Source organism: Vibrio natriegens NBRC 15636 = ATCC 14048 = DSM 759, assembly GCF_035621455.1.
GTDB classification, from domain to species: Bacteria; Pseudomonadota; Gammaproteobacteria; order Enterobacterales; family Vibrionaceae; genus Vibrio; species Vibrio natriegens.
The window spans coordinates 1017942-1043805 of the sequence record NZ_CP141822.1 but is presented as its reverse complement, the minus strand read 5'-3'; the positions used below and the strand labels follow the sequence as shown (position 1 = coordinate 1043805).

The window sequence follows — 25864 nt, the reverse complement described above, 5'->3', positions numbered from 1 at the left end:
ACATGCAATAAGTCCGCATTTAAAGCAAAAAGTTCAGGCCAAAAAACCGGTAAACTTGATAACTTCATTCAGTTAGCGATAATCAGTGCCTTACTCTCTGATTTGCAAATCAATCAGAGAGCGCTCGCAGGCCAAAGGACAACCATATGACAGAGCAAGAATATTTCACCGTTCACCACAGCATCACCATCAACGTGGAAGCGTTAGGTACCGATTTTGCTTTGCCAGATGAAGAAACCTTTGTTGCTGAAATTCCGGCGCCTTTCATTGTCGCTTGTGAGTTTAGCCAATTAGACATGTTGTCAGACAACGCTCGCTCGGAACTAAAAAATAAAGATTTAAAGCACGTTATCAGCTTACTCGACACGCAAAATACCAAGCTCAACCTCCTGTTAAGCTTTATGCTGTCACAGCAAGATGACGCCTCCGTCAGATATCAAACCACGCAGTTTGGAGCGAGCCAGCTAAGCTATCATGCCAATAGCAAATTAGACATAGAACAGTTAGTGCGTGTGAAACTGTTCCTCGATAATCCGGCCGCAGCAATATACTGCTACGCTAAAGTCGTAGAATGTGCTTCGTCGGATCAGGGCTTTCTCGTCACGCTGAAATACAAAATGCTCAGAGACGCCGATCAAGACTTACTGATCAAAGCCGCCTTATACCAACAACAAAAACTTTTACGTCAGCGCTCACTGGAGCGAGATAAAAAATAACTCCTATGACAAAAGCAACGATACTTTCCGTCACCAACCCATCTGAGCGTGGCGATAAAAAACAGTTAGGTAATTTACCTGGCGCTGCTCTGCCGCTTGCGATTGCAGAGCTCGCAAAACAGCATACAAGCCATTCACTGCTTGTTGTGCCAGATCCTCAAATCGCCCTGAAACTGCAAGCAGAAATAGAGCAGTTCACCGATCAGCCTGTCAGCCTTTTCCCTGATTGGGAAACTCTGCCATACGATAACTTTTCTCCACATCAGGAGATCATTTCTGATCGGATTGCGCGCTTATACCAGTTACCGACCCAACAAAACGGCATCACGATTGTTCCAGTCAGCACCGTACTGCAGCGTCAATCTCCGCGTGATTTCTTGTTGCAACACACTTTAATGGTAAAAACCGGCGATCAGTTTTCACTCGAAAAGCTGCGTGTTCAGTTAGAAAACTCAGGCTATCGTCACGTAGATCAGGTTTTTGGCCCTGGTGAGTATGCAAGCCGTGGTTCCATTCTTGATCTCTTCCCTATGGGTTGCGATGACCCGTACCGTATCGATTTCTTCGATGATGAGATCGACACCATCCGTACGTTCGATCCAGAGAACCAACGCTCGATAGAAGACATCAAACAGATTCAGTTGCTTCCCGCTCATGAGTTCCCGACCACCAAAGATGCGATTGAAGAGTTTCGTACCCGTTGGCGTACTCAATTTGAAGCGCGTCGTGAGCCTGAATCGATTTACATGCAGGTGACCAAAGGAACGTGGCCGGCAGGGATTGAATACTGGCAACCCCTGTTCTTTGACCATACAGAAACCCTGTTTGATTACTTGCCAGAAGACTCGCAACTGATCACTTATGGTGACATTGAAGCCGCGGTAGAAACTTTCTTAACTGACGTTGAGTACCGTTACGATCAGAAGAAAATCGATCCATTACGCCCACTGCTTGCACCGCATGATCTGTGGCTGAAGAAGGATGAACTCTTCACCCACTTCAAACAGCTTCCGCAAGCACAACTGCATCTGGACAAAATCGTCAAGCGTGCTGGTCGTCAGAATTTGGCGGTGCAGTCGTTAGCAGAACTGGGCGTTCAACAGCAGAACAAAGAACCACTTTCGCGTCTGCGTCAGTTCAGTGAGCAATTCACTGGCAAAATCATCTTCTCTGTTGAATCAGAAGGTCGACGTGAAGCGCTCACAGAGCTTCTACAAGGCATTAAAGTTCGCCCAGTCGTTCACCAATCGTTCTACCAGGCGCTCGATTCTAAAGATCGATTTAGCTTGATTCTGGGTGCGACTGAGCATGGTTTTATCCATGATGAGCTGAACTTCGCCCTTATCTGTGAAAGTGACCTGCTTGGTGACCGCGTCATACAACGTCGTCGTAAAGACAAAAAAACCGTCAACAGCGATACCGTCATTCGCCACCTCGCCGAGCTAAAACCAGGCCAGCCAGTTGTTCATATCGACCACGGCATCGGTCGTTATATCGGTCTGCAAACGCTTGAAGCAGGCGGTATGAAAACTGAGTACGTAACACTTGAATATCAAAACGACGCCAAGTTGTACGTACCTGTATCATCACTGAACCTTATCAGCCGTTATTCTGGTGGCGCAGAAGAGAGCGCGCCGCTGCATAAACTTGGCGGAGAAGCGTGGGTTAAAGCTCGCCGTAAAGCCGCCGAGAAAGTGCGTGACGTAGCAGCAGAGTTACTGGATGTTTACGCCAAACGTGAATTAAAACCGGGCTTTAAATTCGAATTGGATCGAGGTCAGTACGCCACATTCAAAGCAACGTTCCCATTCGAAGAAACCGATGACCAGGCAATGGCTATCAATGCCGTTATGTCTGACATGTGCCAACCAAAAGCCATGGATCGCTTGGTATGTGGTGACGTTGGTTTTGGTAAAACCGAAGTAGCAATGCGAGCAGCATTTGTTGCAACGGACAACAGCAAGCAAGTCGCAGTGCTGGTTCCCACTACCCTACTTGCCCAGCAGCACTTTGAAAACTTCCGTGACCGCTTTGCCAACTTACCGATCCGAGTAGAAGTGTTATCTCGCTTTAAATCGGCTAAAGAACAGAAAGCGATTTTGCAAGATGTAGCGGAAGGGAAAGTCGATATCGTCGTGGGAACACACAAACTGCTTTCTAACGACATTCGATTCAAAGATCTTGGCCTGCTCATTGTCGACGAAGAGCACCGTTTTGGCGTGCGTCAAAAAGAAAAAGTGAAAGCAATGCGTGCGGATGTCGATATTCTGACCCTAACCGCAACGCCAATCCCTAGAACGCTCAATATGGCAATGAGTGGAATGCGCGATCTGTCCATCATCGCTACTCCACCAGCGCGTCGACTAGCAATCAAAACCTTTGTCCGACAGCGTGAAGAGCCGGTTGTACGTGAAGCAGTACTGCGTGAAATCATGCGTGGTGGTCAGGTTTACTTCCTGCATAATCAGGTCGAAACCATTGAAAAGACCGCTGAAGATCTACAAAAACTGATTCCAGAAGCGCGTATCACTGTGGCACATGGACAAATGCGTGAGCGCGAGCTAGAACGCATAATGAACGACTTCTACCACCAACGTTTTAATGTACTGGTGTGTACTACGATCATTGAAACAGGTATCGATGTCCCAACGGCGAATACCATTATCATGGATCGTGCGGATAACCTTGGTTTGGCTCAGCTGCATCAGCTAAGGGGCCGTGTGGGTCGTTCTCACCACCAAGCCTATGCTTACTTACTGACGCCGCATCCAAAAGCGATGACCAAAGATGCCATTAAGCGTCTTGACGCCATTGCCTCTCTCGAAGATCTTGGTGCTGGCTTTACGCTCGCAACACACGATTTAGAAATTCGCGGAGCCGGTGAGCTACTTGGTGATGAACAAAGTGGGCAAATTCAATCAGTTGGCTTTACACTGTATATGGAGATGCTCGAACAGGCGGTTGAAGCATTGAAAGAAGGGAAAGAGCCATCGCTGGATGAGTTGCTGCGCGAGCAGACCGAAGTGGAAATGCGCATTCCTGCACTCTTGCCGGATGATTACATCCCCGATGTTAATACACGTCTTTCAATGTATAAACGTATCGCGAGCGTCACCAACGCCGATGAGTTGTCAGAATTGAAAGTGGAATTGATTGACCGCTTTGGTCTTTTGCCTGACGCAACAAAAAATCTGTTGGCTGTCTCAGAACTGAAATTTGCCGCAGGTAGTCTGAAAGCGAAAAAGATTGAAGCCCATGATAAAGGCGGATTTGTAGAGTTTTACCCTGATGCTGACATAAATCCAGCGTATTTAGTTAAACTCCTGCAATCACAGCCTCAAAAATTTGCGATGGAAGGTCCAACTAAGTTCAAGTTTAGCGTACCATTAACTGACCGACGCAAACGAGTTCAGTTTGTTAAAGACTTACTGAATGATTTTAAACAGAATTTATTACCAACGAGCTAATAGTCGAATGAGAATACTGATCCCGTTATTACTTCTTTGTGTCTCAATGCCCTCTTGGGCACAACGTCAATTTGATATTGAAGTGATCATTTTCAAGCGCACCGTCGACGCGGAAAACACGAGTGAGTCTTGGCCAGACCAACTACCGAAAATCGACATGACCAATGTCGGCAGTTTAGATAGTGACGCTTATCGCTCATCTAAAGGTGTCTCCTTACTGCCTAGCTCTTCGTTTCGCTTAAACCCGCAAGAGGCTGCGCTGAACAGTCACGCCGGATTTAGAGTATTAAAGCATGTAGCTTGGCGACAAGGTGATCAGGGACAAGGCAGTGCACCGACCTTCCGCATTGTGGCTGGCCGTGATTTTTCTGGCTCGTATTATTCCGATGGCAGCCCTATCGATGGTAGCCAAACCACGTTCGCTAGCGATGGTTACAGTGAGTCAAACGTAAATGGCCCGTTGTACGAGTTAGATGGCAAAATTCAGGTCTACGTTCAACACTACTTGTTTGCAGAGACAACCATGGATTTGCGTGCGCCGGGTGTCAGAGAAATTCGTTTTGAGCCTAAACCCGTTGAACAACTTGCAAACGAAATGGGTGAAGCTGACGGAAATGTTCAGGTTGGTAACTTAGCCGATGTATCGCCAACCGTGACTGAAGAGAAGTTTCTTAAGACTTACCGCCTTGATCAAAAACGCCGCATGCGAAGCAGCGAAACACATTACCTGGACAGCCCTTTAATGGGGATGATCATCCAGGTACGCCGTGTAAACTAAACCATAAAAATAATAAAAGCGCAGCTCAGGCTGCGCTTTTGTTTTATAACTAAAAAACGACCAGTAAGGGAGTCATATCAATTCATGAGCCCCGATTTTGAAATTATTACGCCGCGCTTAGCTTTACGTCTTATTCCTGCCGATGATGCAAATGCTCTGCATACGCTGCTTGCCGAATCTCCTTCACTGCATACCTGGTTAGACTGGTGTGGTGAAAACGTGTCACTCAAATACGCACAGGACTTCTTGCTTTCCACACGCTTGAACTGGGTGAAAACAGAAGCTTTTGGTTTTGGTGTTTATGACCGCGAAAGCAATGCCCTTCTTGGCATGGTGGCTATTAATGAGCTCTACCATACCTTTAACATGGCGAGTATTGGCTATTGGATTGCCGACCGTTATCAGCGACAGGGTTACGCACAAGAAGCGGTTTGTGCATTAGCCGAATTCTGTTTCGCTAAACTTAGCCTGACGCGTATCGAAATTGTCTGCGATCCAGATAATACTGCCAGTCAGGCACTGATCGAATCCGTTGGAGCACACCAAGAGGCAATTGCCAGAAACCGCTACATCTTTGACGGTAAGCCAAAAGATGGCATTGTCTATTCATTGCTACCAGAAGATCTAAAGTAACGTTTGGGACGCAACTGCAGAAAAACAAAAAGCCACCGACATGCGGTGGCTTTGTATTTATAACTGCGTATTTATAACTGATCAGAAACTTCGCACAGCTTTCGCTAAGCGAAGTTTACTCTATTAATGCAGCTTCAAATTAGGACGCAATACGCGGTTGATTCTACCAACCAGCATCATCAAACCAGTCTTGAAAAGGCCGTGCAACGCAATTTGGTGCATGCGGTAAAGTGAAATATACACCACGCGGGCGATACGACCCTCAACCATCATTGAGCCTTTGGTTAAGTTGCCCATCAAGCTGCCCACTGTCGAGAACTGGCTCAGAGAAACCAAAGAACCATGATCTTTGTACACATAGTCTTTTAGTTCACGACCGTTGATCATCGCGACAATGTTGCTGAATGCTCGGCTTGCCATTTGGTGTGCAGCTTGAGCTCTTGGCGGTACAAACGAACCATCTTCCTGAGTACACTGAGCCAAATCACCGATCACAAAGATGTTGTCATCACGCGTAGTTTGAAGGGTACTTTTCACCACGAGCTGGTTGATTCGGTTCGTCTCCAGACCCGCGATGTCTTTGATGAAGTCAGGCGCTTTAATACCTGCCGCCCAAACCATGATTTTAGCGGAAATCTTCTCACCGTCTTTGGTCGTTAAGCCGTCTTTCTCAGCTTTTGTCACCATCGTTGCGGTACGCACATTCACGCCAAGTTTCGTCAATTCTTGATGTGCTGCAGTAGAGATTCGAGAAGGAAGCGCAGGGAGAATACGTGGGCCAGCTTCAATCAAGTTTACATTGAGCTTGCTCGAGTCTAAGTCACCAAAGCCGTATGCACGAAGCTCTTTAATCGCATTATGCAGCTCAGCTGAAAGTTCAACACCTGTTGCACCTGCACCAACGATTGCGATATCAACGGTACCGTTACCATTTTTCGCGTGGAGCTTAAGAAACTCATTGTTCATTTCGCTGCGGAATCGATGAGCCTGTTCAGGGCTGTCGAGGAAAATACAGTTTTCACGAACACCCGGAGTATTGAAGTCGTTTGAAGTAGAACCTATCGCCATCACCAGAATGTCATATTCCAGCTCACGGCTTGGCATTAACAGTTCACCATGTTCGTCTGTAAGCTCACTCAACGTGATGACTTTACGCTCACGGTCAATGTCTTGAAGGCTACCCATCTGGAAGTCGAAACTATGATTTTTCGCATGAGCACGGTAGCTCAATGCATCAACACCCTCGTCTAATGATCCGGTTGCTACTTCGTGTAACAACGGTTTCCACAAGTGGCTCGCTTTACGGTCTACCAGCGTAATTTGCGCACGGTTCTTTCGACCAAGTGTACGGCCAAGCTTAGTTGCCAATTCCAGGCCACCAGCACCGCCGCCTACAACGATAATGCGTGTCACAATGATTTTCCTCTACAAAAATGAATAAATGGGTTCAGCTCGACCCTTCACTATCAGTCACACTGATGAGAAGCATCCAACCGATGAATTCTTGGTTCTTAGAGGTGTCTCAAGCTTTTGGGATTAAAATAGATGCTTAATTTTTCTTCATTTTTATCAATTGGTTATTGTGCATCTTTTGCTGAGTCTGATACCTAAAGTTCAGACGAAAATGGGCAAGTTTTTTACCTGCTCTCAATAATTTTTTTGATATTTGTCAAACAATTTTAATCCCGCTCATTATATAGAGCCATGTATTGAAGGCAACCAAAATCCTTGCTCTGAATACGGTTTGCCTACTTTATCGACCAGTCTACAACACCGCCTTCGTGCCACATAGAGCCTCTATGGTAAAACAATAGACAGAACACAATAATTGTTTAAAACAAAGGCAAATTTGGCTAAGTCATAGGTCCATATGGCAGAGCCACAGAAATCATAAATGAGGAGGGTTTGATAAAAAAATAACACTCCGCGGAGTGCCATTTTTTGTTTAACAACTGGATGAAGTAGACCGTATTAGGTGTTTTTAAATTCTTTCACGGCTTGTAAATGATGTGAGATCTTCTTGAACTTGTGTGTTTGAGTCTCATCCCAAATAATTGGGTAATGCTTTTCTAGCTCAGCGGCGGTTTCTTTGTTATCACGCACTTCGTCTTCTTTAGACAAAATAACCAGGCAATGCCCTTTATTCTTTGCTCGAAACTGATCGACACATTTAGTGGCAATGTCCTCGTACTCTTCAGGACGGTCAATACGCCCTGCCATGTTCTTCTCAGGATGCAGGTTCGGGTTGAAGATCACCTGTTTGATACCACATAAAAAACCAATTCGCTCTGACCAATAACCACCGAGACCAACACCACAAATCAATGGATTCGGATCATCGGATTGATCAATCACCTTCGAGACCTCTTTTAGCAAATGCTGCATATCGTGTTTAGGATGAAGCGTACTGTAATTAATAAAGCGAACGTCATCGTCGATAAATTGTAATTGAAGAACTTTTTCGTGGTTACCCGGGCTAGTACTATCAAAGCCGTGCAAGTAAATAATCATCTGTACCTCTCCCTGTATATATCTGGTACTTTTCTTAAAACTAACACTATTTCCTTACTCTTAAAGGGGAATATGTCACGAGTTATTAAAACAGTGATCGTCAATACACAATAAACCTTTAAACTCGTTGGCACTGCTTAAGTATTGTTCATCTCCCCACAATTGATAAGCCAGTAAGTACCAAAGCATTGCCATCACCAATGTTCTTGGCTGCCACGCTATCACCCCCTCCAGCCAGACAGAGACATCTTCGATATTACGAATTTGGCAATAGCGTTCTACCCCATCGTCGATAGGCACATCGGCAACCTGCAGTATCAGAGCCAAGTCTAATCGTGGATCCGCGAGCCCGGCATACTCCCAGTCGATGGCTTTGACACCCTCATCGCCCCGAACCAAGTTGTAGCTACCTAAATCAAAGTGACACAGTGCCAGCGGCAGTGGCTTTATGCTCGGTTCCGTGCGCCACTTTTGATACAAAGCCTCAAACTCTGTTCCTGTATAGCTACCGCCTAATTCTAGCCAATAATGATCGATTCGGGAGAGATAAGAGAACGGAACAACCGGTACGGCCTTAGATGGGAAGGTGTGAATCGTTGCAGCGAGAGAAAGTAACTCGTCCAATTCGATACCAATATGAGTGAGTGTTTCTCCTTTAACCCACTCAACGAGAAGACCTTGTTCATGGATGAATACCGGCTTGGGACCAACGCCAAGAGACCCGATGGCGCTTAGAACTTGATATTCATTGTGACGAGAAATGAGAAAAGCCTGACACACTTTACTCAACGGCCTCCAGACGTAAGCTTGCCCATCAGCCGTTTCTAAGCGCCAACAACGGTTTGTCAGCCCTCCTGTGAGGGTTTGAACTTTCACAGGAGGTTCAATAAAGAAGACATCAAGCGCATTAAGCGTCGGATCCAGCTGTTTAGCCTGCGGCCAAGAGAACAGTGCCATTGATGGCTTCTCCATTACTATCGGTTAGAGACCAAATAAACTCTTCGATTGCGCTTTACGGATTTCTGTTTCATCCGCCCATTCGATCAAGCCGGTTTCGAGATCCATCAGTCGCATTGTCATTTTGTAGTACACGTCTTTGTCACTTCCTGCATTCTTCACAATGCTTGAAAGGTTGCCGTACAGCATGTATTGCGCACCAACCATTTTACCAAACTGAATAGCAGTACTTTGATTGACTAGCTCATCGGTATTCTGGAAGTTCAGCTGCTGACGAACAGACTCAACGCGGTCCATATCGACAAAACGGAACTTACCTGAATTCAGCATCTTAGTTGAAATCGTGTCTGTAATAGACTCAGTATCAATATGCTCGCTGGTCTTATTTTTAATGCGTTCAACAAACACAATAGGACGCTGATCACGAGTAATTGCAGCTACAGAACCAGACATCATCATGCTATCGACCATTTCAGCGGCAATGGTTTGCAGGTCGGTAGAACCAAAATCAATGGTGGTGGTTTCTGTCGCTTGCGCATCACCATAAGAGACCTTGTTAGAACACCCCCCTAAAATGACGGCAAGACCTAAAAGAGCAATAATACTTTTCTTCATGAGAGTTCCTTAGTTTATTCAATACCTACGCACTCTAGGCGCAAGCTAAAAATTAATTGTCTTGTGCTTCTCTGATTTGTACTCGGAATCGAGTGCCATTTGGATTCACTGTCACTTCAGAAAGTGTCACTGATTCAAAACCACGCACGATCGCTTTTCGCCACGGCCCCGGTTTGGTATTCACTTCCAGGCCGTTATTGTCATACCAGTAAAAGCGGTAGAGGATATGCTGATCACCTTGATAGTTACTATTAAGCTGAACCACGCCTCTTGGCCGGTCGTCGACATACGTGGTCGTAATCTTGTCTACCAGTAATCGACTGCCCAACACATTGTCGTTAAAAAAGATTTGCTGCGTCTGACCATCAATTCGGATACCGGCAGTGTTGTCTGCACACCCTGCCAAACCTACGATCAACGCTAAGCCAATAAGCCAAGATCTCATTACAATCTCCCCAGTTGTTTATGCCAAACAGTCGAATGTGCCCCCTGACGTGAAACCCAAACTAATGTCGTTTGCTGCGCAGGCACATCAAATTGATAGACTTGATCACCCAAGTTTAAACGTTGTGTGCCGGGTTTCACGATTTGAGAAGCGGTTTTTACTCTCGCAGGCAGCGTTTGCCAGCTTCGGGTATCAGGCTGCTCGGTTAATGTGTTCCAGACGTTAAAAAGAATGTTACCAACATCATCACCTTTCGCGGCCGCTTCTTTACGAATACGATCTTTTGCCCAAACTCGGATAGCCTGACGAATAACAATCGTCATCAAACGCTCGTTGAGATCGTTTTGTGCCATGGCATTGATATCGGCCAAATTACTGGAATTAAGTTTAGTGTCATTCAGGCTCAAATCACTAAACCTCTGCGACCCTCGGTTGGGGTAATAAGGCAGTGCTAGTGAATAGATCGCCCATCGTTTTCGACTGTCGTAAATGGGCAGATCAATACGCCAGCCTTGTAAAGCTTCAACCACACCCTGCTCATCAAAAATGATCACGCGACCTTGTGACTTACTTAAACCAGAGGCCGCTTTACCATAGCGTTTTTCCAGCAAGCGAAGGTCTTCCCTCATGCCTAGCTTCTTAGCGGCATACAGTGTACTTTCTATCACTTGTTTATTGTCTGGCATTACCGCCAGAGCGCGCCGGTAATCGACATACGCACTATTCAGGTCTCGCGACGCTTCATATAAAAGACCCGAAAGATAAAACAGATAGCCGTTTTGTACCGCACTGAGTTTCCCCCCTGCATCGGGATAGTTTGCCAGTACGCTACCCAAATTAGCTGACATGCCTTGGTTTTTCAGATCTTCTTCTGCGGCTTGTAACGATTTCTCACGTGCTTTTCTGGCAGCTTCCTGTACTTGGTTAGCACGACGAACTTCAACTAACGCGCCTTCCAGATCATTTTTCTTCAGGTAATTTAGACCCAGATATAAGTGCAAAAAGCCAAGCTCATAGTCAGCGGGTTGATAGTCTTTGAGGTTATCATTGACAGCTAAAGCACCGACACTGGTCGTCGTCTCAGACAGTGAGATTGTGGCACGCTCTTGTTGGACGCGGACAGCACTATCGCTTTTTTCCAGCGCACTAAAGCTGGTTGGATAGTCTTGGGCGAGAAATGAAAGTCTGCCTTTTTCGAAATTGCCAAGTATCTCACCACCAACATCACTCGACTGAAGTTGCTTGGCTTTCACATATTCTCCAGCAACCACAGCTTGGTACATTTCTTGGTTTTGATCACTGTAGTGGCTAAACAAATTACCCGCAGACAAATTAGCACAGCCGGTCGCCATAAGAGCCCAACTGACCAGCCCTAATAGCTTCACACCTAATTTCACATTTATCTCCACAAATGTGTGCTCAGAAAAGAGTATAAATTGGGTGGCCAATTCACCACCCAATAAATGCAGGCTAACTCACCACCATTGGCCCTAAAGGACGGCCGCCCAGTAGGTGCATGTGAATGTGATACACCTCTTGGCCACCATGTGGGTTGCAGTTCACGATCAAGCGGTAACCGTCTTCAGCAATGCCTTCGTCTTTTGCAAGCTTTCTCGCGACGGTAAATAGTCGTCCCATCATCGCTTCATCTTCAGCTTCGACATCATTCACTGTCGGGATCAATTTATTTGGGATGATAAGAATATGGCTTGGCGCGCGCGGGTTAATGTCACGGAAAGCGGTTACTAAATCATCTTGGTAAAGAACATCAGCGGGGATTTCCTTACGAATAATTTTACTAAAGATAGTCTCTTCCGGCATGGGTACTCCATTTTATAAGTTGTGTAACGTAGTTAGTATGCGCCAACCCTAAGCAGAGCTCAATAAAAACAGTGTTCACTTAACATTATTCATTAAGGTGTTTAAAACAAAGCCTTTTTTGTAGCCTGCGTCATAAAATGCGCGTCGCATAGTCAATACAATCCGGTTAATTTTGTTACATTTTTAAGACAACTATAAATTATCTCCAAATCACTTATAGATACTGATCAGATATGGACTAAACCATTACGAATCCAGCATTTTGACGTCATTTGGAAACCTTTTTGTCTATTTTTGGGAGAGGACGCTCACGTATGCGAGGTTCAGTAATTAAACGGATGTATGCTGGTTTTGGACTTATCATCATCCTATTCGCCGTCACAATTGCCATAATGATGAGTGGAATGAATGACATTCATGGCAAGTTTCAGACCGTATCCGAGTCATCTTTACCGCTGGTTTCGCTATCGAACCAAACCAGTGTCGAGTTACTTTCAGCAGATAAATCTTTCAAAGACTTCCTGACTACTGAGAATAAACAGCGCATGGACGAGTTGCGTCAGGAATTCGCCAAATCTCAACAACGTTTTGAATCCACCCTGGAGCAATTAAAATCCGCGAGTGAAATCTACCCTTCTCTAGCCGAACCCTTTGCTGAGCTAAAAACATTAGAGCAAAGCTACTTTACAGAAGCTATCGAAGCTATGGATAACTACGAAGCCATGTTCGCAGCCCAAGACGCGGTTCAGAAATCTTCACGACGCTTCCAAAAGCTGAATACTGAGCTCTCTATCGGGCTGAAAGAATACGTTGATGATCAATCCAGTATCTCCGTGAAAGTGATGGCGAAAAGTTACTTCATTAAACTGAAAGACGCGGAAGTCATCACGTCAGATGCGCTGGCCAGCTCAAACTCTGACTTTGTTACTAAAGCCGTCGCTAAAAACCGTAAAGCGATATCGCACTTAAACGACGCGTTCCGTGGGCTGACAGCTCAATTACCAGAACTTAAAAAAGTCTTCGGTGATTCTGTCGAACAGTTCACCCGCGATGTGGGTAAACGTGGTGGCGTTCTGGATCAACACAACAGCTACCTCACCGCTCGCTCTGCGCTGTATGCCAACATAGCGAACCTTACCAGCAAAGTAGACGCAACCATGGCGATTCTTGAGCAGTTTACAACTACCGCCACGGATAAATTAAATGAATCTCTTGCTGACGCGGGCGATATCTACTCGGCAGGGGTTACAAAAGCCATGATCATTGGTGTTGTTGTGGTGCTGTTTGCTGCCGCTATCGGCTATCACATTGCTCACAGTGTGCGCGAACCTCTAACCAAGATCCTCAACGTACTTGAAAGCCTAACCGAAGGCGATATGACACAGCGAATAGATGTTCGTTACAAAAATGAATTCAGTCGGGTAAGCGGCCACATCAATTCGCTCGCGGATAGCCTGCACAACATTCTGGTTAAGTTGAATGATGCGTCTGAAAACTTAGCGTCTACGGCCGCCACTAACGAGCAAACCTCTTCCCTCGCTCAGAGACAATTAAACTCTCAACGTGAACAGACCGCTAATGTCGCGACAGCAATGACTGAAATGTCACATTCCGTTCAGGAAGTGGCACAAAATGCTCAAAGCTCAATGGAGATGGTACAGCGCGTTGAGTCGGCTTCAGAAGAAGGTCGCAATATCATGAGTGGCAATATCAGCACGATTAATCAGCTGGAGACGCGTTTACATGAGTCTGTCAGTGCGGTTTCTGAACTACAGAAGATGAGTGCACAGATTGGCTCTATTCTGGATGTGATTCGTAACATTGCCGAGCAAACCAACCTATTGGCGCTGAATGCTGCCATTGAGGCCGCTCGCGCTGGCGATCAAGGGCGTGGTTTTGCCGTCGTTGCGGATGAGGTACGTGTTCTTGCTTCCCGTACCACAGAATCAACAACCGAGATTGAGTCGATGATCAGCAATCTTCAATCGAGCTCCCAATCGGCTAACCATGTTATTCAAAGCTGTATGAACGATATGGAAGAGTCGGTGGAACAAGCTTCGAAGGCCAATAGTTCGATGGAAGAAATTCAGGCACTTATCATCGAGATTAGTCAAATGAGCACCCATATTTCGCAGGCAGCCGCAGAGCAAAGTGAAACATCGGCAGATATCGCTCGCAGTATTGAAGACATCAACAATATCGCAGATGAGAGCTATCAGGCCATGTCTAACATCGCGCAAACCAGTGAATCGCTGACTCATCTGGCACATCAACAAAACTCGCTGGTGCACCGATTTACGCTATAGCCATAGATAAAGGAACTGGTTCAACCAACTGTGTAAGGGCGACTTTTTATGATGTCGCCCTTGTTTTTTATCCGTCGTGTCTACATATCGTTAGTATGGCCGACTCATCCTCTTGCATATCTATTTTCGAGCGGCCGCATAAAAAGGAAAATCTATGGCTGTTCATGTTGGTATAATTGACCAAGACCCAGTGAGATTGGTTACCCCTCTATTGGATAATCGCACGCTAAGTTCGCATATTGTCTTCATCGGCGACTCTAGCCAAAAAGAAATGTACAACCGACTGAGCTCCGTATTAACGCAGCGAGAGATTACTTCCGAATTCTTTGAGATCCCTTCCGCAGTCAATACCACGTTAATTAAACAATCGATTCAGAAATTAGCGAAGGACCTTCACGATCGCGGCGAAGAAGTAAAACTCAATGCCAGCTGTGGCCTTCGACATCGTTTACTGTCTGTTTATGAAGTGTTCCGCACTTATCACTGGCCAATTTTTGTGGTTGAGCCAAACAGCGACAAATTATGCTGGCTTTACCCTGATGGCCAGGAAGACACTCAGGTAGAAGACCATATTAAGATTGCTGATTATCTGACAATTTTTGGTGCGCGAGGCGAGTTCCAGTACCTTGACCTTCCTCCTCTGCTTGATAAAAAGCTATACGATTTGGGTGAGCGTTGGGCTTCAAACGCCCTTGAGCTTGGTCCTGGCTTAGCCACACTCAACTACCTTGCAACGACGTGTCGTAAAGAGCAGAAGCTGGATGTAGAGCTGTCTGAAAAGCAACAAGGCTATCGCGAACTTAACATGCTGCTCAGTGATCTTGTTGAAGCGCAAATTGCCACCTACGAAAACGGCATTCTGACCTTTGCAAATGAAGATGCTCGTCGTTTTTCTAACGGCGAATGGCTAGAGACCTTGGTACACAGTACCGTTAAGCAGATTCAAGACACGATGCCAACGATTCAAGACCGCTCATTGAATGTTCAGGTCTACCGTAAGCTTGGAGAAAGTGAAGTTCGTAATGAACTGGACGTCGCGACAGTGGTAAACAATAAGCTTCACATCATCGAGTGTAAAACAAAGGGTATGCGTGATGACGGCGATGATACGCTGTATAAACTGGAATCACTTCGCGACCTTTTAGGTGGCTTGCAAGCCAGAGCCATGCTGGTCAGCTTCCGTCCACTACGTCATAACGACATTACTCGTGCCGAAGATCTGGGATTAGCTCTGATTGGCCCTGATGAGCTAAAAGATCTGAAAACACACCTTACTGCGTGGTTTAAAGCGGCAGGTGGTTCAGACGAGGTTTAATCAACACAAAATACAAAAAGCAGCGAAAACGCTGCTTTTTTCATGGTTGGTACAACCAAAAGCAAAAAGCCAGAGGTTTCCCTCTGGCTTTTTCAATTCTATTCCGTCAATGAAAGACGAATTAAAGCATTTTACGCGCTGCTTCTACGACGACTTTGATAGAACGAGCTTCTGTCTCTTTCAGAGTTGAGTGATCCGGGATCTCTTTCTGTGTACGGTTGATAATAACACCTGCAACACAACCCGCTTTCAGGCCAGAACTTGCACACATGGTTAGCAGTGTCGCTGACTCCATTTCAAAGTTCAGCACGCCCATGTCTTGCCACTCTTTCATTGAACCTTGGAAACGCTTAACAACACGGCCAGTAAATGTATCGTAACGCTCTTGACCTGGGTAGAAAGTATCACTTGATGCAGTTACGCCCATATGAACAGTGGCACCAGACTCTTCCACAGCAGCTTTCATCGCTGTTGCAACGTCAAAATCAGCAACCGCAGGGAACTCCATTGGTGCGAAGTGCAGGCTCGCACCATCCAGACGAACAGAACCCGTCGTCACAATCATGTCACCAACGTTTACGTTTGGTTGAATAGCGCCAGTGGTACCAACGCGGAGGAAAGTACGTACGCCAAGCTGAGCTAACTCTTCAACCGCAATAGAAGTCGAAGGGCCACCGATACCAGTTGAACAAACCACAACAGGCTTACCGTCCAACTCTGCACGGTATAGCGTGTATTCACGTTGGCTTGCAAGAAATACTGGGTTCTCCATTTGTTCAGCGATTTTTTGAACGCGGGCAGGATCACCTGGAATAATGGCTAGAGTCGCACCATTAAGATCAGCTTCAGTAACACCTAGATGGAATACAGCTTGAGACATAAGTCGCTCCTTATTGTGGCTTATTTTTTCGGCAATAAGCTCATTAATCTGTGGTTGGGTACAGAACCACTGTAACCAACCTTAAGGGGATATATAGTGATACTAGTCACATCTGCAAAATGTAATATAACCACACTTTCACACAAAATAGATTTGCATCACACTTTTAGTGAAATTTAAATCCAGTTGCATATAAGATAGACAACCATTACCACCCAGCTATCAAGCCGAGCAATACCGAGTGCAAGAAAATAAAAAACCCGAGACACCATCATGTCTCGGGTTAAATATAGTGCAACTTTGTTTCAATACTACATGTGCTTCGACTTAAAACGTAACAGCCTTAACGCATTCAGTGTCACCAATGCTGTCGCTCCACTATCGGCCAATACTGCCATCCAAAGTCCGGTAATACCAAACAGACTCGTCACAAGAAAAACGCCTTTAAGGCCAAGTGCTAACGCAACATTCTGGCGAATATTGTTCATTGTCGCACGTGACAATTCGATCATTGCTGGTAGTTCTGACAGACGATTATGAGTCAGAGCCGCATCTGCCGTTTCAAGTGCCACGTCCGTCCCGCCTCCCATGGCAATACCAATACTGGAAGCCTTCATCGCTGGCGCATCGTTGATTCCATCTCCCAACATTGCAACGGTATGCTGCTTCGAAAGCATTTCAACATAATGTACTTTGTCGGCAGGCAATAAGCTGGCTTGATAATCTAACCCTATTTGGCTGGCGATGGCTTCCGCACTACGAGGGTTATCTCCCGTTAACATCACAGAGCTGATACCTAACCCTTTCAGAGCAGAAACGGTAAGTTGCGCATCTTCACGTAACGTATCCTGCCAGGCAATCAAACCCACGATTTCTTGCTCAAAGCGTACGATAACCACCGTTTTCCCCGACGATTCCAGGTCAGTAACCTGATCTTGTATTTCCTGGGAAAGCTGGAATTCCGCTTTCGACGGGGCTATTACCTGAATTAGCTTACCTTCAACGAGCCCGGTTATGCCCGAGCCAACCTGCACAGTTTTTTCGCTTGCTTCTGGTATTGTGATACCCAACTCTTTGGCCTTATTGACCAACGATACGGCTAATGGGTGGCTTGACCCCACTTCAATCGACGCAGTATGGCTCATTAACTGCTCTTTAGTTACGCCATATGCCAACACATCGGTGACTTTAGGCTTACCCTCTGTCAGCGTGCCGGTTTTATCAAAAGCCACCGACTCCACTTTCCCAAGCAACTCTAATGCGGCACCGCCTTTGATTAATGCACCGCGACGAGCTCCCGCCGCTAAACCTGAAGTAATCGCAGCTGGTGTAGAGATAACCAAAGCGCACGGACAAGCGATCAGCAGCAGTGCCAACCCACGGTAAATCCAAGTCTCCCAAGGCTGAGCAAACAGCACTGGCGGAGCAACAACGACCACCAACGACACTAACATCATTAACGGCGTATACCATCGGCTGAACTTATCTAAGAAACGTTCCAGCGGGGCTTTTCGTGATTCTGCTTCTTCAATCAAATGTAAGATACGATCAATCGCATTATCACCTTGTCGAGAAGTAACTTGTACCTGCACTACCTTATCAACCACGACGGCACCCGCCATGATTTTGCCGCCTTCTTCGTATTCAACGGGTACGGATTCTCCAGTCAGCGCGCTTTCATCAAAGCTGGCCATTGAGTTCATTAGCATGCCGTCGGCAGGCATACGACCTCCGGGCGCGACTTCAATCACATCCCCCGGCTGAAGTTGAGAGGCAGGCACTTCTTTGCGCACCCCCTCTTGAATCAAGATCGTGTTTTCAGGAACCAAATCCATCAGGGCCTGAATGCCACTACGAGCACGCGATGATGCATACGCTTCTAACTTTTCACCAATAAGGAAAAGCAATAGCACCATCGCCGCTTCTGCGGTTTCACCTAAATATAATGCGCCTAACGCTGCAACGCTCATTAGGGTTTCAATCGCAAACGGCGTTCCCCCTTTTGCTAACTTCACCGCTTTGCGTGCGATAGGAAACAGGCCAAGCAGACAGGTGAGAGTGAATATCCATGAGCTCACTTGAGGGCTCACATTGGCAACCACAGCAGCGACTAGCATGGCTACAGAGATAGACAAAATTTGCAAATTGTCAGAAATAACACCACGCCAACCTTTACTTTGATTTTTCTTCGTTGGTTTATCGAGTGACGCAAGTGGAAAGCCCGTCTGACGAGCAGTTTGTTCAATAAGAGAGGTAAGTGAATGGTTGTCGAAATCCACAATCAGTTTCTCAGTAGCAAACAACACTTTTGCATTGCTGACACCGTCTAAACTGGTAATGGCTTTTTCAAGCTTTAAAGCACAGGACGGACAGTCCATATCAGAGACCAGCCAACTATTGCGAATAGAAGCACTGCGGATAGAAGCATTGGACAGTTTTTCGGGGGCCTCTTCTTCGGGAGAATCTGAGCTGCAACCACCACTACTACAGCAGGAGCCTTCTGCCGTATCAACACTCGCTTGCGAAATATTAACTGACGGTTTGGATGACTCACAACAGGAGTCAGTTGCACCTAGCGGCACCGCCGATTTGATTTTGCCTGATTGGCAACCTTGATGTTTCGTACACATAAGTTCATTCCTTACTGGTGAAAAACTCTTCATCTAACAATAAGGATAAGCCTTGGAGTAAGCTCCAAGGTCAAGTTGAATTACTAAAAATCTTTTACCCAAAAGACCAAACACAACCCCATTAAAAAACAAAAAGACGCCAGTGCGCCTTTCTGTTTTCATTTAAAAGTTAACTGACTATACCGGATGCATAAAGCACTCGTTGAGTGTTACACCCAATGCTCTCAAAACATCGCGTCTGGTAATAATGCCAACCAGTTTTCCCTTGTCATCAACAACTGGATATACCTTAGGCTTACCGACTTTCATCATATCCGCCAACTCTATAATCGACATTTCAGGCGAAACAGAAAGTACATCCTGGTGCATGCATTCCTGAACCGTATGCGTGTCTTGGCAGTGATAACTCGCTTTAACCAACTTATCCAACAAGTCCTGTTCTGATAAAAATCCCACTACCTTTTTATTCTCATCGATAACAGGACCACCGAGAGTGACACTTTTTATTACCTTGTTCAAAGCAGCCGAAAGCGACATGTCTTTGGTGAAAGTCACTGCTTGCAACGTCATGTAATCTTTTACTTTTAATGATCGCATTCTTATCTCCTTAGAACCATATTCTTGCGGCCTTAAGATAAGTGTCGTCTAATTTTTTGATTTTACTAAATGGAAAGTGCCAATTTTGCTCATAGGGCTAGACTATTGATCTTTCCACCAATTAACAGAGTGACGAAACCAACAAAAACGCAGTTGCATATTTATGTCATTCACTCCTCTCTTAGCCATTATTTTCCATACGATTAACTAAACCGAATGAACATAAATACGCTGCTTTTTAATGCATGTGTAGAGGTAGTGAACGAGGTCACAGTGCAATTAAACTAAATATAAAAAAAGCCAGTCAGAGAGACTGACTGGCTTTATTCACTTAATCAAGCGACTTAGAAATTAAGCGTTTTCCATCGCAGCAACGATATCACGTGCCACTGCTTCCGCGACTTTGATACCGTCGATACCAGCAGACAAAATACCACCAGCATAACCAGCACCTTCACCTGCTGGGTAGAAACCCTTCAAGTTAATGCTCTGGAAGTCTTTACCACGTTTAATACATACCGGTGAAGAGGTACGCGTTTCTACACCCGTCAACAAGCCATCGTCTGAAGCAAAACCTTTGATCTTACGGTCAAAAGCTGGGATCGCTTCACGAATCGCTTCAATTGCGAACGGTGGTAGTGCTTTCGACAAATCAGTCAGTTTAATGCCCGGTGTGAATGATGGTTCCACATCACCCAACTCACTTGGATCGCGACCTTTAAGGAAATCACCGATCTTCTGCGCTGGTGCATCGTACGTCTCACCACCTAGCTTGTAAGCGCCAGATTCTAGTTCACGCTGCAAGCGAATACCCGCTAGCGGATCACCCGGGTAATCTACCTCTGGCGAGATACCCACTACAATCGCACTGTTTGCGTTACGCTCTGAACGAGAGTATTGGCTCATACCGTTGGTTACTACACGGCCTTCTTCTGACGTAGCCGCAACCACAGTACCGCCCGGACACATACAGAAGCTGTAAACAGTACGACCATTCTTACAGTGGTGCACCAGTTTGTAATCCGCAGCGCCAAGAATCGGGTTACCTGCATTTGGACCAAAGCGCGCTTCGTCAATCATCGCTTGCTTGTGCTCAATACGGAAACCAACCGAGAATGGTTTTGCTTCCATGTAAACGCCACGATCATGCAACATTTCAAAAGTGTCACGAGCACTATGTCCAACCGCAAGAACGATGTGGCGAGACTTAATTTCTTCACCATTTGAAAGCGTGACGCCCGTAATCTGACCATCTTCCATGTGAAGATCATCCACACGTGTACTAAAGCGGATTTCACCACCCAGTTCGATGATTTTCGCGCGCATTTTCTCGATCATCGTAACCAGTTTAAAGGTACCGATGTGCGGCTTACTTACGTAAAGAATTTCTTCTGGTGCACCCGCATCGACAAATTCAGTGATCACTTTACGACCGTAGAAGTTTGGATCTTTTACCTGACTGTAAAGCTTGCCGTCAGAGAACGTACCTGCGCCGCCCTCACCAAACTGCACGTTTGACTCCGTATTTAGAGCACGCTTACGCCAAAAACCGAACGTATCTTTGGTACGTTCACGTACTTCTTTACCACGCTCAACAATGATTGGGTTAAAGCCCATTTGAGCCAGCACCAGACCAGCAAACAAACCACAAGGACCGAAGCCGATTACGACAGGGCGTTCTTGTAGGTTTTCAGGTGCTTTCGCGACAAACTTGTATTCCATATCTGGAGTTTGGCGAACATGTGGGTCTTTCGTAAACTTCTCTAGCAGCGCCGTTTCATCACCTTCAACAATGATGTCTAGCGTGTAGATAAGCTGAATATTCGTTTTCTTACGAGCATCGTAGCCGCGTCTAAAGACGTTAAAGGAGATAACTTTCTCAGCAGGAATGCCAAGCTTTTTAGTGATCGCGTCTAATAGCGCGCCTTCCTCATGATCAAGAGGAAGTCTAATTTCATTAATACGAATCATATCGATGTCTCGGGTAGTTGGTGTCTTAGCCAAAACCCTGCGAAATACAGGGTCAGCTCACAATGGCGCGCATTTTACGAGAAATTGAATTGTCTGTCATACTAAATCAAAGTGAGAGGGGCTATTTAACCTATCGAATGTTGAATTTTACCTTGGGATGAGTATTATCCCCTTTCTTTGATTTTGACTAACTTAAGAGCGGATTATCATGGCATTTGTCGTAACCGATAACTGTATCCAATGTAAATACACTGACTGTGTCGCAGTGTGCCCGGCTGATGCCTTTCACGAAGGGCCAAACTTCATGGTAATCAACCCAATAGAGTGTATCGACTGCGGCTTGTGTGTCGACGAGTGTGACGCTCATGCGATTTTTCAGGAAGATGAAGTCCCAGAAGATCAACAAATCTATACGGCATTAAATGCAGAGCTTGCTGAGATTTGGCCAGTACAGACTGAGGTAAAACCAGCAATGGAAGACGCCGAGAAATGGAATGGCGTGCCAAACAAGCTAGATATGTTGGAAAAATAAAAGCATCCAAAACGGAAAAAGCGTAACAACCGAAGTTGTTACGCTTTTTTTGTGTCTCAATTCAGCTCAATTAGCTGTGTTGACGACGCATGTTGTCCAGAATAATGCCCGTCGCCATGGCAACGTTAAGCGACTCTGCGCCACCAAAAGCTGGAATGGTGATTTTGTCAGTCACGAATTTCGACGCTTCTTCACGCACACCGTGTGATTCACTGCCCATCAGTAAGATACCTTCGGCAGAGAAATCGGTTTTATGTACGCTTTCCCCTTCCAGAAACGCGCCGTAGACTAGCAAGTTCGCTTGCTCTAAGTAGCTTGGCAGGTCAACAAGGCTAACCTGAACTCGGCCAAAGCTGCCCATCGTCGCACTAATGGTTTTAGGGTTGTACGGATCCGCACAGTCCGAACTCGCGACAATGTGCTTAATGCCGTACCAATCCGCTACGCGAATGATGGTACCTAAGTTACCTGGGTCAGACACACCATCTAGTGCAATCATCAGACCTTTTGCCTGAGGCACTTTTGTACTTGGAATTTCTACGACCGCAATTGCCGCGTTGTTACTGACCAGTGTGCTTGCTTTGGTCAAATCATCCAATGATGCTTCGATACAATCGAACTGACCAAGATCTTGGCGGTGCTGTTCAAGAAATTCCGCTGTAGCAAAAATCTGTTTAACCGTTAACGAACTCGTTGCTAGCTCCAGTACGTTCTTTTCACCCTGAACCAGAAATAAGCCGTGTGCTTTACGTTGCTTCTTTTGTCCCAAAGCACGAAGCAGTTTTAATTGGTTTTTTGAAATCATGAAAATATCCCGGGAGAAAATGGTTAAGTACCGAATAAAACGGAGGGATTATAGAGTAAAGACGTGCGCAGCTAAAGAGAGGTTGAAGTGAGAAGTTAAAGATAGCTAGCGAGTTTAAGCAGTTTCTGACTGGAAGGCCTTTGTCGTCATCTGTAACCGACGACATTCGAATCATTAATAATGCTGATATAGAATGCCGCGGTCACAATGGTAAACCATTCGTTATTAGCCGACTTTCTGCATTTCCTCAGAGCCTATCCTTTGCTGATCACGCGTGAAGAACGCATCCATCCAATGCAAAAAAAGCGCGGAATCGTTAGGTTTCTTCAACTGAGCAAACGCATCCTCATACTGACGTTCAGACAACAGATGTTGGCGCTTTCTCACCAGTAGCTCGGTAAACTCGGAGCTGAATTCGGGATGACCTTGTACGGTTAAAATGTGATTGTCTTTGACCAGCATGAAGTTAGGACAAAAATCGTTTCCTGCGATTACGCTCATCTCTTTGGGTACAATCACCACCTGATCTTGGTGGCTTACCAGCATACGCGCACTGTCAATGGCAAGATTCATCCATTTCTTAAGTGCCACGACTTTTACCTCATAACTGCCCAAACCCCAACCTTTCTCAGACTTTTTAACCACCCCACCAAGTGCTCTGGCAATTAACTGATGTCCGAAACAAATCCCGACCAGTGGTTTTCTTCTTGCTTCACAGCAACGAATCCAATCCGCTAAATCCAGAATCCATGGCAAATCGTCATAAGCGTTGTGCACACTACCGGTAATAATAAAACCGTGGCACTCATCAAAACTTGGTAACTCACCTTTTATCGCGTCAAAGTTTTGAAACGTCATCGCGTCATTCACACTAGCAAAAGCGCTCTCAATCATATCTGCATATTGGCCATGGCCATCAGACAAAGGTGGATCGACATATCCGCAGGTTATTATCCCAATTTTCATTATTCACCTATCATCCTTGAATTTACATTTCACTTGATTTTAAACCGTTCGATCACCAAGCGGCGATACTTTTCATTCTAGTATCAAATCGCACGTCATCTTTTCCAAGACCGTTATTTAATTAACGCACCCCAATATTTAACAAGATAGACTAAATACGCAGTTTTTATATCTAAAAATCATAAAATACTGAACACTTTGTTGATTTCTCTACATTCACTATCTACGTTTTGATTAGTTTATTTATCAAACTTTTCGTTCACTGCTATCAATTAGCTCGATTCAAGCACGATTTTTTAACTTTAACGCAATGGAGAGAAAACAGCGTTAAACCTTCTTTGCATATTTAATCGCTAAGCAGGTTTAGCACTTCATCAGGAATACAAAGACATAAAAGGAATAAGGACACAGAATGGACACTACAAACTGGCATGATAAAGCCACTGAGTTGAGGTTTAATACACAAGCCTACATTAACGGAAAACTCACTAACGCTATCAGCGATGATACCTTCGAGATTATTAACCCAGCAACGGGAAAACACCTCGCTCATGTAGCACGTTGCCGTGAGGAAGATGTCGAGATTGCGGTTAAAGCCGCGCGTGATGCCTTTCATTCCCGAGTCTGGGCAGGATTACCACCAGCGCAGCGTAAAACGGTATTACTCAACTACGCCAAGCTTATCGAACAACACCAAGAACAGTTCGCTCTTCTGGAGTCTTTAGATATGGGGAAACCCATTTCTGATGCCATGGGATACGATGCGCCAGCCACCGCTCGATGCATACAGTGGAACGCTGAAGCGATTGATAAAATTTACGATGAAGTCGCTCCCGTGACCGAAGAAGCGCTCGCGCTGGTGACAAGAGAGCCTTTAGGCGTCGTCGCTGCCATTGTTCCTTGGAACTTCCCTACCGTGATGGCGGCTTGGAAAATTGGCCCGGCACTCGCCACTGGTAACTCAGTCATCATCAAACCATCGGAAAAATCGCCTCTCACCGCTATTTTACTCGCAGAATTAGCTTCTCAAGCCGGGATTCCCGACGGTGTACTTCAAGTTCTGCCAGGCTTTGGTCATGAGGCGGGGCAAACACTCGCACTTCATCAAGACGTGGACTGCATTACTTTTACTGGCTCTACGGCTATCGGGAAGAAATTATTGACCTTTGCAGGTGAATCTAACCTCAAGCGAACCTTTATGGAATGTGGAGGCAAGAGCCCTCATATTGTCCATTACGATGTGAAAAACATTGAGAAAGCGGCTGCCACAGCAGCAAGTGCGATTTGCTATAACCAGGGCGAAGTCTGTACCGCTGGCTCTCGTCTTTTGGTTCACTCATCCATCAAAGATCAATTCATCAATCTACTAATGAAGAACATGGACAAATGGCAACCTGGCGATCCTCTTAACGACAGCTCACGTGTAGGCGCGATTGTCGATAAAGCTCAGTTTGAACGCGTACTCGATTATATAGAGGTAGGCAAACAGGAAGGTGCAACACTTCGATTTGGTGGCCAACCCGTTCTTGAACATACAGGCGGCTACTTTATTCAGCCTGCTGTCTTCACAGACGTAACACCTGACATGCGTATATTCAAAGAAGAGATATTTGGTCCTGTGCTTTGTGTGACGACATTCGACACGATTGATGAAGCGATCGAGCTTGCCAACGACAGTGAATATGGCCTAGCGGCTGGCGTGTGGACTTCCGATATTTCCACTGCGGTAAAATGCTCTCGCGCGCTAAGAGCCGGTACCGTATTTGTGAACAACTGGGACGGCGGTGATATGACAATGCCATTTGGCGGGTACAAACAAAGTGGGAACGGCAGGGATAAGTCTTTACACGCCTTAGATAAATACACAGAAATCAAATCGACATGGATCGAACTTGATTAGTCTTTTTGCCTCATAACCG

21 protein-coding genes are annotated in these 25864 nt (G+C 45.7%); 8 read left to right on the top strand and 13 right to left on the bottom strand.

Annotated features, from left to right (window positions below; genetic code table 11):
* The first annotated feature begins 146 nt into the window (after positions 1-146).
* From VER99_RS04810 to VER99_RS04795, 4 genes are all read left to right on the top strand, one after another.
* The gene (locus VER99_RS04810) at positions 147-716 is read left to right on the top strand and encodes a PilZ domain-containing protein (protein WP_014231282.1); all 570 of its coding nucleotides are present in this window, start codon (positions 147-149) and stop codon (positions 714-716) included.
* A 5-nt stretch (positions 717-721) separates the two neighbouring features.
* Positions 722-4183 (top strand): transcription-repair coupling factor, encoded by a 3462-nt coding sequence (gene mfd / locus VER99_RS04805; protein WP_020332843.1) that lies wholly within the window; start codon positions 722-724, stop codon positions 4181-4183.
* 7 nt (positions 4184-4190) lie between these two features.
* Positions 4191-4961 (top strand): peptidoglycan binding protein CsiV, encoded by a 771-nt coding sequence (locus tag VER99_RS04800; RefSeq protein WP_076633415.1) that lies wholly within the window; start codon positions 4191-4193, stop codon positions 4959-4961.
* An 84-nt stretch (positions 4962-5045) separates the two neighbouring features.
* Complete coding sequence (locus tag VER99_RS04795; RefSeq protein ID WP_014231279.1) at positions 5046-5594, top strand: GNAT family N-acetyltransferase; 549 nt, start codon at positions 5046-5048, stop codon at positions 5592-5594.
* Positions 5595-5717: 123 nt separating this feature from the next.
* Here the strand turns inward: VER99_RS04795 and VER99_RS04790 are convergent, their stop codons facing one another.
* The 7 genes from VER99_RS04790 to hinT all read right to left on the bottom strand — a co-directional run bounded on the left by VER99_RS04790 (position 5718) and on the right by hinT (position 11943).
* The gene (locus tag VER99_RS04790) at positions 5718-7007 is read right to left on the bottom strand and encodes an NAD(P)/FAD-dependent oxidoreductase (protein ID WP_014231278.1); all 1290 of its coding nucleotides are present in this window, start codon (positions 7005-7007) and stop codon (positions 5718-5720) included.
* Positions 7008-7565: 558 nt separating this feature from the next.
* Positions 7566-8105: an alpha/beta hydrolase YcfP gene (ycfP, locus tag VER99_RS04785; protein WP_014231277.1), complete on the bottom strand. Its 540-nt coding sequence runs from the start codon at positions 8103-8105 to the stop codon at positions 7566-7568.
* A 75-nt stretch (positions 8106-8180) separates the two neighbouring features.
* Positions 8181-9062, bottom strand: a complete 882-nt coding sequence (gene thiK / locus VER99_RS04780) for a thiamine kinase (RefSeq protein ID WP_020332842.1) — start codon at positions 9060-9062, stop codon at positions 8181-8183.
* 24 nt (positions 9063-9086) lie between these two features.
* Positions 9087-9677, bottom strand: a complete 591-nt coding sequence (gene lpoB, locus VER99_RS04775) for a penicillin-binding protein activator LpoB (protein ID WP_014231275.1) — start codon at positions 9675-9677, stop codon at positions 9087-9089.
* Positions 9678-9729: 52 nt separating this feature from the next.
* Positions 9730-10122 carry a YcfL family protein gene (locus VER99_RS04770; RefSeq protein ID WP_014231274.1) on the bottom strand — a complete coding sequence of 131 codons (393 nt, stop codon included), beginning with the start codon at positions 10120-10122 and terminating at the stop codon, positions 9730-9732.
* Positions 10122-11519: a COG3014 family protein gene (locus VER99_RS04765; RefSeq protein WP_020332841.1), complete on the bottom strand. Its 1398-nt coding sequence runs from the start codon at positions 11517-11519 to the stop codon at positions 10122-10124. The genes VER99_RS04770 and VER99_RS04765 overlap by 1 nt, the downstream gene beginning before the upstream one ends.
* 73 nt (positions 11520-11592) lie before the next feature.
* Complete coding sequence (gene hinT / locus VER99_RS04760) at positions 11593-11943, bottom strand: purine nucleoside phosphoramidase (protein WP_020332840.1); 351 nt, start codon at positions 11941-11943, stop codon at positions 11593-11595.
* Positions 11944-12257: 314 nt separating this feature from the next.
* On the opposite strand from hinT, the gene VER99_RS04755 reads away from it, so the two are divergent.
* Both VER99_RS04755 and VER99_RS04750 read left to right on the top strand, forming a co-directional pair.
* Positions 12258-14249 carry a methyl-accepting chemotaxis protein gene (locus VER99_RS04755; RefSeq protein ID WP_024372709.1) on the top strand — a complete coding sequence of 664 codons (1992 nt, stop codon included), beginning with the start codon at positions 12258-12260 and terminating at the stop codon, positions 14247-14249.
* Between the two features lie 154 nt (positions 14250-14403).
* The gene (locus tag VER99_RS04750) at positions 14404-15564 is read left to right on the top strand and encodes a DUF1887 family protein (RefSeq protein ID WP_014231270.1); all 1161 of its coding nucleotides are present in this window, start codon (positions 14404-14406) and stop codon (positions 15562-15564) included.
* A gap of 121 nt (positions 15565-15685) precedes the next feature.
* Here the strand turns inward: VER99_RS04750 and udp are convergent, their stop codons facing one another.
* From udp to VER99_RS04730, 4 genes are all read right to left on the bottom strand, one after another.
* The gene (udp, locus tag VER99_RS04745) at positions 15686-16444 is read right to left on the bottom strand and encodes a uridine phosphorylase (RefSeq protein WP_014231269.1); all 759 of its coding nucleotides are present in this window, start codon (positions 16442-16444) and stop codon (positions 15686-15688) included.
* Positions 16445-16755: 311 nt separating this feature from the next.
* Positions 16756-19074: a zinc/cadmium/mercury/lead-transporting ATPase gene (locus tag VER99_RS04740; protein ID WP_020332838.1), complete on the bottom strand. Its 2319-nt coding sequence runs from the start codon at positions 19072-19074 to the stop codon at positions 16756-16758.
* Between the two features lie 177 nt (positions 19075-19251).
* Positions 19252-19671 carry a CBS domain-containing protein gene (locus tag VER99_RS04735; protein ID WP_014231267.1) on the bottom strand — a complete coding sequence of 140 codons (420 nt, stop codon included), beginning with the start codon at positions 19669-19671 and terminating at the stop codon, positions 19252-19254.
* 351 nt (positions 19672-20022) lie between these two features.
* Complete coding sequence (locus VER99_RS04730; protein WP_020332837.1) at positions 20023-21642, bottom strand: NAD(P)/FAD-dependent oxidoreductase; 1620 nt, start codon at positions 21640-21642, stop codon at positions 20023-20025.
* A 208-nt stretch (positions 21643-21850) separates the two neighbouring features.
* On the opposite strand from VER99_RS04730, the gene fdxA reads away from it, so the two are divergent.
* The gene (fdxA, locus tag VER99_RS04725) at positions 21851-22174 is read left to right on the top strand and encodes a ferredoxin FdxA (protein WP_014231265.1); all 324 of its coding nucleotides are present in this window, start codon (positions 21851-21853) and stop codon (positions 22172-22174) included.
* A 70-nt stretch (positions 22175-22244) separates the two neighbouring features.
* Here fdxA and VER99_RS04720 read toward each other — a convergent pair whose 3' ends face one another.
* Entirely contained in the window at positions 22245-22979 is a 735-nt protein-coding gene (locus VER99_RS04720; protein ID WP_020332836.1) for an RNA methyltransferase, read from the bottom strand.
* A 225-nt stretch (positions 22980-23204) separates the two neighbouring features.
* Entirely contained in the window at positions 23205-23945 is a 741-nt protein-coding gene (locus VER99_RS04715; protein ID WP_020332835.1) for a GMP synthase, read from the bottom strand.
* A gap of 412 nt (positions 23946-24357) precedes the next feature.
* Between VER99_RS04715 and VER99_RS04710 the strand changes: the two genes are divergently transcribed.
* Entirely contained in the window at positions 24358-25845 is a 1488-nt protein-coding gene (locus tag VER99_RS04710) for an aldehyde dehydrogenase (RefSeq protein ID WP_020332833.1), read from the top strand.
* Positions 25846-25864 lie beyond the last annotated feature (19 nt).